This window comes from Cupriavidus sp. 05N39 (assembly GCF_056397325.1).
Genome location: NZ_JBFTNE010000031.1, coordinates 62738 through 69003, shown reverse-complemented (window position 1 = coordinate 69003; position 6266 = coordinate 62738). Strand labels below are relative to the sequence as shown.

The window sequence follows — 6266 nt, the reverse complement described above, 5'->3', positions numbered from 1 at the left end:
GGCCAAACTCGCATCGCCTTAAGGCGATACTCAAACATGGCCCCCTCTTTTCCGCTCTTTTTGCCTGACGACGAGGCGCCCCATACGGCCTGGTACACCTTGACGGCTCGCTTCGCATCGCGTGGGGGCGGCTGGTGGGCCACGATTCAACTGCCACGCTTCAGCCGTCTGTATATCGTGTTCCGCGACAAGCCCAGCTCGCGCGCGGCCAGGCTGATGTTGCCGCCGTGGCGTGCCAGCGCCTGGCGGATCATGGCGGCTTCGCGATCGCGCAGGCGCTCGGGGGCGTCGGTTGGCCGCACCTGTGCGACGCTGGCCAAATTGTCATCGCTGTCCATCGCTCGCTGCGCGTCCCCGTACGCATCCGGTACCAGGTCGTCCTCGAAATCCTCCGGCAAATGCTCCACCCGGATCTCGTCCTCGCCTTCGGCCATGATGGCCGCGGTGCGCAGCACGTTGACCATCTGGCGCAGGTTGCCCGGCCACGGATGCCGCTGGAAACGTGCCAGCACGTCCGCCGCGATCTGGCTTGGATGCGCACCAGCATGCGCGGCATGGTCCGCCTGCGCGAGCTGTTGCGTCAGGATGCGTTCCACCAGGACCGGCAGGTCGGTGCGGTCGCGCAGCGCGGGCAGCGTGACCGCCAGCGCATTGATCCGGTAGTACAAATCCTCGCGGAACGTACCGGCCGCGATCATCGCGCGCAGGTCGCGGTGGGTGGCGCAGATGATGCGCAGATCCACCGGTATCGCGCGGGCGCCACCCAGCGGCGTCACCGCGCGCTCCTGCAGCACGCGCATCAGCCTTACCTGCTGTGCCAGCGGCATGTCGCCGATCTCGTCGAGGAACAAGGTGCCGCCATGCGCCTGCACCAGCTTGCCCGGGCTGCCTCGCCGCCGGGCGCCGGTGAACGCGCCGTCCTCGTAGCCGAACAGTTCCGCCTCGATCAGGGATTCCGGGATGGACGCGCAGTTGACAGCCACGAACGGCGCCGCGCCACGCGGCGAGTCGCGATGAATGGCCCGCGCCAGCCATTCCTTGCCGGTGCCGGTGCGCCCCAGCACCAGGATCGGGATATCGCGCCCGTGTACCTTGTTGACCCGCTGCAGCACGGCCGCCATGCGGGCGTCGCCGGTATCGAGAGCAGCCAGCGCCGAGGCCGGCCCGGCGGCGGATGTGCGTGCCGCGGGCGCAGCGGGCGCTGTGTGTGATACGCGCCGGGCCGGCGCCAGCAATGCCATCCGCGCGAACACGAGCACGCGACTCGGCAAGGTCAGCGTCAGCAACTGCCCGCGGGCCTCGTCGCCCTGCTTGAGCGCGACACCCAGCGGCAAGCCGAACAAGGCGGCGAAGCTGTGGCGCTCCAGCGCATCGGGCGACAAGCCCAGCTGGAACAGGCCGCTGCGGTTGGCCGCGAGGAAAGTGCCGTCGGCAGCGAATGCCGCCATGCCTTCGAACAGCGTGCCGACGAACTCGGGCCGCGCATGAAAGCGCACCAGCGCGGCGTCGGTGAAATGGGTGGCGAACAGGTGATTCTCGATCATCTGTGCCGACATCCGCACCAGCGCCATGGTGTGCTTGTGGAAGCCGCGATGATCGCCGCTGACATCCAGCGCGCCCAGGACCCGGCCGAACGGCCCGGCGATCGGCGCGCAGGAACAGGTCAGCGTGCGGTTGGCGCGCAGGAAGTGCTCATCGGCATGGACCACCGTGGGACGGGCCTCGGCCAGCGCCGTGCCGATCGCGTTGGTGCCCTTGCTCGACTCCGCCCACGATACGCCCGGTGCCAGCGCCACGCGCCTGGCCCTGTCGGCGAAATCGCCATCGCCCAGGCTGTGCAGGATCACGCCGCCGCTATCGGTCAGCAGCACCATGCTTTCGGTGTTGGCGATCTGCGCGTGCAGGGTCTCCATGACCGGCAGCGCATGCTTGTAGAGGAGTTGGTTGGCGTCGACCAGTTCATGCAGTGCGCGCCCCCCTAGCGGGTGGTAGTCCGCCGCATGCACCGCTTCCAGGCCGAAGCCGGCGGAGCGCGCGTGGGCGCGGGCAATCAGGGCGCGGCGCTCCGGATCGTCGTCCGACGCCGCGGCGTGGTTGGCTAGCATGCTGCTCATGACGGCAGGTCTCCTGTTCTGGATCCCGGCCGGGCCGGGTCAGGCCGTCTCTGCGCCGGCCTGGCGGGCGGCGTGGCGACCTTGCCGCGGAACCTTATCACAAGCCGCCGGCGCCACGGGCACGCGCGATCAGGAAGTCGGGTGTAAAGTACCTGTTTTCCGGCACGCGCGATCGCGCCCCGTCCCTTTCTCGTCAGACTCGTTTCACTTCCTCGAAAGGCGCAAGATGAGTATTGTGATAGACCGTTTCGACCATATCGTCCTCAACGTGAAGGACGTCGAGACCAGCGCGGCGTGGTATGAGAGCGTGCTCGGCATGCGGCGCGAGGACTTCGAATCCCGCACCGGCAAACGGGTCTCGGTGCGCTTCGGCCAGCAGAAGATCAACCTGCGCCCCATCGGCACCGATACGGTGGCCTGGTTCACCGGCACGCATCCCACCGCCGGCAGCGACGACCTTTGCTTCATCACCCACAACACGCTGGAGAGCGTGATCGCGCACTGGCTGGCGCATCACGTGCCGATCGAGGCCGGGCCGGCGCAGCGCACCGGCGCGCTCGGCCCGATGACCTCGGTGTATTGCCGCGATCCGGACGGAAACCTGATCGAAGTGGCGGCTTATCCGGCGCACTGAGCGCCGGACGGGCTCACCGCTTGCCGTCGAGCAGGTCGTTGAGGACCTCGTCGAATGCCGCTTGCGCATCTTCCAGCGCCTGCAAGGCGGCGTCGAATGTCTGCAGCGCCATCTTTGACGGCTTGCCGCTGCCTTGTGGCGCGAACTGCCCCTGCAGCGCGGCAAAGGCCACCTGCACCTGCCGCGTTGCGTTGACCACGCGGTCCATCGCCTGCGCTTCTTCGGCGCGCTTTTGTTCGTCGTTCTGGTTGTTCTGGTCGGTCATGCCTCTGGCTCCGTGCGCGGCCGCACCGGCCGCCGTTGATGTGAAGCGTATCGTACAAGAACTTGCGGGGGCCAAGCCGGGTCGAATGCCGTGGCCCCGGAAAATCGCCAGGGATCCACCACGAAACGCCCCGCATTGCGCTGTCAAGCGAAGCAGAGAAGTCAGGCAGAACAAACCCTCCGAATCCAGCATGCCATCCCACACACGCAAGGCGCTCGCCGCCGTACTGCTGACCGCAGGCGGCTTTACCTGCTACTGGACATACCTGGCGCTGAACCAGGACCGGCTGCTGTTCGACGCGCGCCGCCGCCCCCCGCGTGAGCTGCCCGATGGCATTACCGCCTATTCGCATGAAGTGCCGGGCGGCTTGCTGCGCGGCTACGTCTATGGCACGCAGGGCGTGCTGGACGTGCAAACAGGGGAAACCGTACCGGACACGAACACGGCGCGCGACCTCCTGTTCTACCTGCCCGGCCGCGGCGAGGACGTGCTGGACACCATGCAGTACCTGGAATGGCTGCCGCCGCGCGTGGGCTTTGCCACCATGGACTACCGCGGCCTGGGCCATTCGGACGGCCAGCCCTCGGAAGCCGCCGCCGTGGCGGACGCCAGCCAGTTCCTGCTGCACCTGCGCCGCATGTTTCCGGGCACGCGCGTGCATGTGGTCGGCCGCAGCCTCGGCACGGGCGTGGCCATCCAGCTGGCCGACCTGCAGGATTTTGAGAGCTTGCAGCTGATCACGCCCTATGACTCGATGCTGGAAATCGTGCGCAAGCGCTTCCCCCTGGTACCGCTGCGGCAGTTGATGCGCCATCACTTCGATTCGATTTCCCACTGCAAGAAGGTGGTGCAGAGCACCAAGGTGCTGCTTGCCGAGACCGACGAGGTGGTACCGCACGAATGCTCGGAGCGCCTGATCGCGGCATGGCCCGGCCAAGTGGCGCGGCAGACGATGCCGGGCACCGACCACTCCACCATCATCGAGCGCGCCGAGACCTGGCGCGCGCTGGCGCAATTCGCGCAGCAGGTCGGCAAACCCGGCACCCGGCCGGCAGCACCGGAAGATTCACAAGACAACGGGGACAGCCTGACAGCGGCGGAAGCCCCGGACGGCGTGGCCGGCTACCCGGTTTTTGCCAAAAGGTAGAATGCGCGAATGAAAAGAGTCGTTGTAAAGGCAGCAAGCGCCGCTTTGGCGCTGGCTGCAGCCTCCACCTTGCTAGTTGGGTTCGCCGCCGTGGTGAGCCTGCGCCAACTCCCCGATGTCGATGCGCTGCGGGATTACCGCCCCGACGTACCGCTGCGGATCTTTACCAGCGACAACGTGCTGATCGGCGAGTTCGGTAACGAGCACCGCGAATTCGTGCCGCTGGATCGCATGCCCAGGCAGATGTCCAATGCCTTGCTGGCGGCGGAAGACGATCAGTTCTACCAGCACGCCGGCGTCGATGTCCCCGGGATCTTCCGCGCCGCGCTCGCCAATATCGGCGAGGGCTACGCCCAGGGCGCCTCCACCATCACCATGCAGGTGGCGCGCAATTTCTACCTGTCGCGCGAGAAGACGCTGGCGCGCAAGTGGTATGAAATCCTGCTGGCATGGAAGATCGACCGTTCCCTGCCGAAAGACCGCATCCTCGAGCTGTACATGAACCAAGTCTACCTGGGCGAACATGCGTACGGTTTCGGCAGCGCGGCCCAGACCTATTTCGGCAAGCCGCTGGAAGCGCTCTCGCTGGCGGAAACCGCGATGCTGGCGGGCTTGCCCAAGGCGCCGTCGACCATGAATCCGGTAGTCAACTTTCCCCGCGCCAGGCTGCGCCAGCAATATGTGCTGGGGCGGATGCAGGCGCTGGGCATGATCTCGCACGATCAGTACCAGGCGGCGCGGTCCGAACGGCTGCAGGTGGCGGGATCCAATGGCGGCCATTTCGGCGGCCACGCCGAGTACGTGGCGGAACTGGCCCGCCAGCTTGCCTACGACCGTTTCGGCGAAGCCGCCTATACCCGCGGCCTGAACGTCTACACCACGGTATCGTCGGTCAGGCAAAGCCTGGCCTACGAGGCCGTGCACGCAGGGCTCGACCAGTACGGCAAGCGCCACGGCGACGCCCGCGGACAGCAGGCCGCGCTGGTTTCGCTGGACAGCAGGTCGGGCGCCATCGAGGCACTGATCGGCGGTGCGGACTTTGCCACCAGCCGCTTCAACCATGCCACGCAGGCGCTGCGCCAGCCGGGCTCGACCTTCAAGCCCTTCATCTACTCCGCCGCGCTGGAGCGCGGTGTATCGGCCACCACGATGATCAACGACGCGCCGCTGGACGGCTCGTCGCGGTGGCAACCGGGCAACGACGATGGCCGCTTCCTGGGTGCCGTCAGCGTGCGCCAGGCGCTGGCCGAGTCGCGCAACCTGCCGGCCATCCGCACCCTGCAGGCCATCGGCATTCCCTACGCGGTGGACTACGCCGGCAAATTCGGCTTCTCCGAGCAACGCCTGCCGCGCTACCTGCCGATGGCGCTGGGCACCGGCACCACCACGCCGCTGCGGCTCGCCGCCGCCTATGGCGTCTTCGCCAACGAGGGCTACCGCACCGAGCCTTACCTGATCGAGCGCATCAGCGACGGCGCGGGCAATGTGCTGTTCACCGCGGACAGCGAGCCCCAGCCGCGCCGCGTCATCCCCGAGCGCAACGCCTATGTGATGAACAGCCTGCTGCACAGTGTGGTGACCAGCGGCACCGGCGCCGGGCTGCAGCGCTACCTGCGGCGCGCGGATGTGGCCGGCAAGACCGGCACCACCAACGATTCGGTCGACGGCTGGTTTGCCGGCTATGCCTCTGGCATCGTCACGGTGGCGTGGATGGGTTTCGACGACAACCGCAGCCTGGGCCGACACGAATTCGGCGCCACCACGGCCCTGCCGATCTGGGCGAACTACATGGAAGGCCGGCTGGCCGGCCAGCCCGAGGCGGAATACGTGGTGCCGAAAAACCTGGTGCGCAGTGGCGACGACTGGATTTATCCGGAGTATGCGGATGGCAGCCACGGCATCGCAGCGCTTGGTTTCCCGCCGCCGGCACAGCCCGATCCCGCAACCGAGCCCGTCGGGATGGCCGCCCCGCCCGCGGCCGCCGGACCAGCGGAACCTGTCAGGGCATCCACGTCCCCCGTCCCGCCAGGGACCACGCCCCGTCCGTCGCTGCCCAGCACCTGACGAGCGCGGGCGCTGCCCCCGCGCACGAAAACAGCCCACAAC

General features: G+C 67.5%; 5 protein-coding genes. 3 read left to right on the top strand and 2 right to left on the bottom strand.

The genetic code is table 11. The features are described 5' to 3' along the window. Positions 1–146: 146 nt before the first annotated feature. The gene (locus AC1DN0_RS16915; protein ID WP_441625299.1) at positions 147–2114 is read right to left on the bottom strand and encodes a sigma-54-dependent Fis family transcriptional regulator; all 1968 of its coding nucleotides are present in this window, start codon (positions 2112–2114) and stop codon (positions 147–149) included. A 226-nt stretch (positions 2115–2340) separates the two neighbouring features. On the opposite strand from AC1DN0_RS16915, the gene AC1DN0_RS16910 reads away from it, so the two are divergent. Then, entirely contained in the window at positions 2341–2748 is a 408-nt protein-coding gene (locus AC1DN0_RS16910; RefSeq protein ID WP_441625297.1) for a VOC family protein, read from the top strand. A gap of 13 nt (positions 2749–2761) precedes the next feature. Here the strand turns inward: AC1DN0_RS16910 and AC1DN0_RS16905 are convergent, their stop codons facing one another. Continuing rightward, the gene (locus tag AC1DN0_RS16905) at positions 2762–3013 is read right to left on the bottom strand and encodes a hypothetical protein (RefSeq protein WP_441625295.1); all 252 of its coding nucleotides are present in this window, start codon (positions 3011–3013) and stop codon (positions 2762–2764) included. A 190-nt stretch (positions 3014–3203) separates the two neighbouring features. Between AC1DN0_RS16905 and AC1DN0_RS16900 the strand changes: the two genes are divergently transcribed. Both AC1DN0_RS16900 and AC1DN0_RS16895 read left to right on the top strand, forming a co-directional pair. Further along, positions 3204–4160: an alpha/beta hydrolase gene (locus AC1DN0_RS16900; protein ID WP_441625293.1), complete on the top strand. Its 957-nt coding sequence runs from the start codon at positions 3204–3206 to the stop codon at positions 4158–4160. Positions 4161–4169: 9 nt separating this feature from the next. Further along, positions 4170–6224, top strand: a complete 2055-nt coding sequence (locus AC1DN0_RS16895) for a penicillin-binding protein 1A (protein WP_441625291.1) — start codon at positions 4170–4172, stop codon at positions 6222–6224. The last annotated feature ends 42 nt before the right edge of the window (positions 6225–6266 follow it).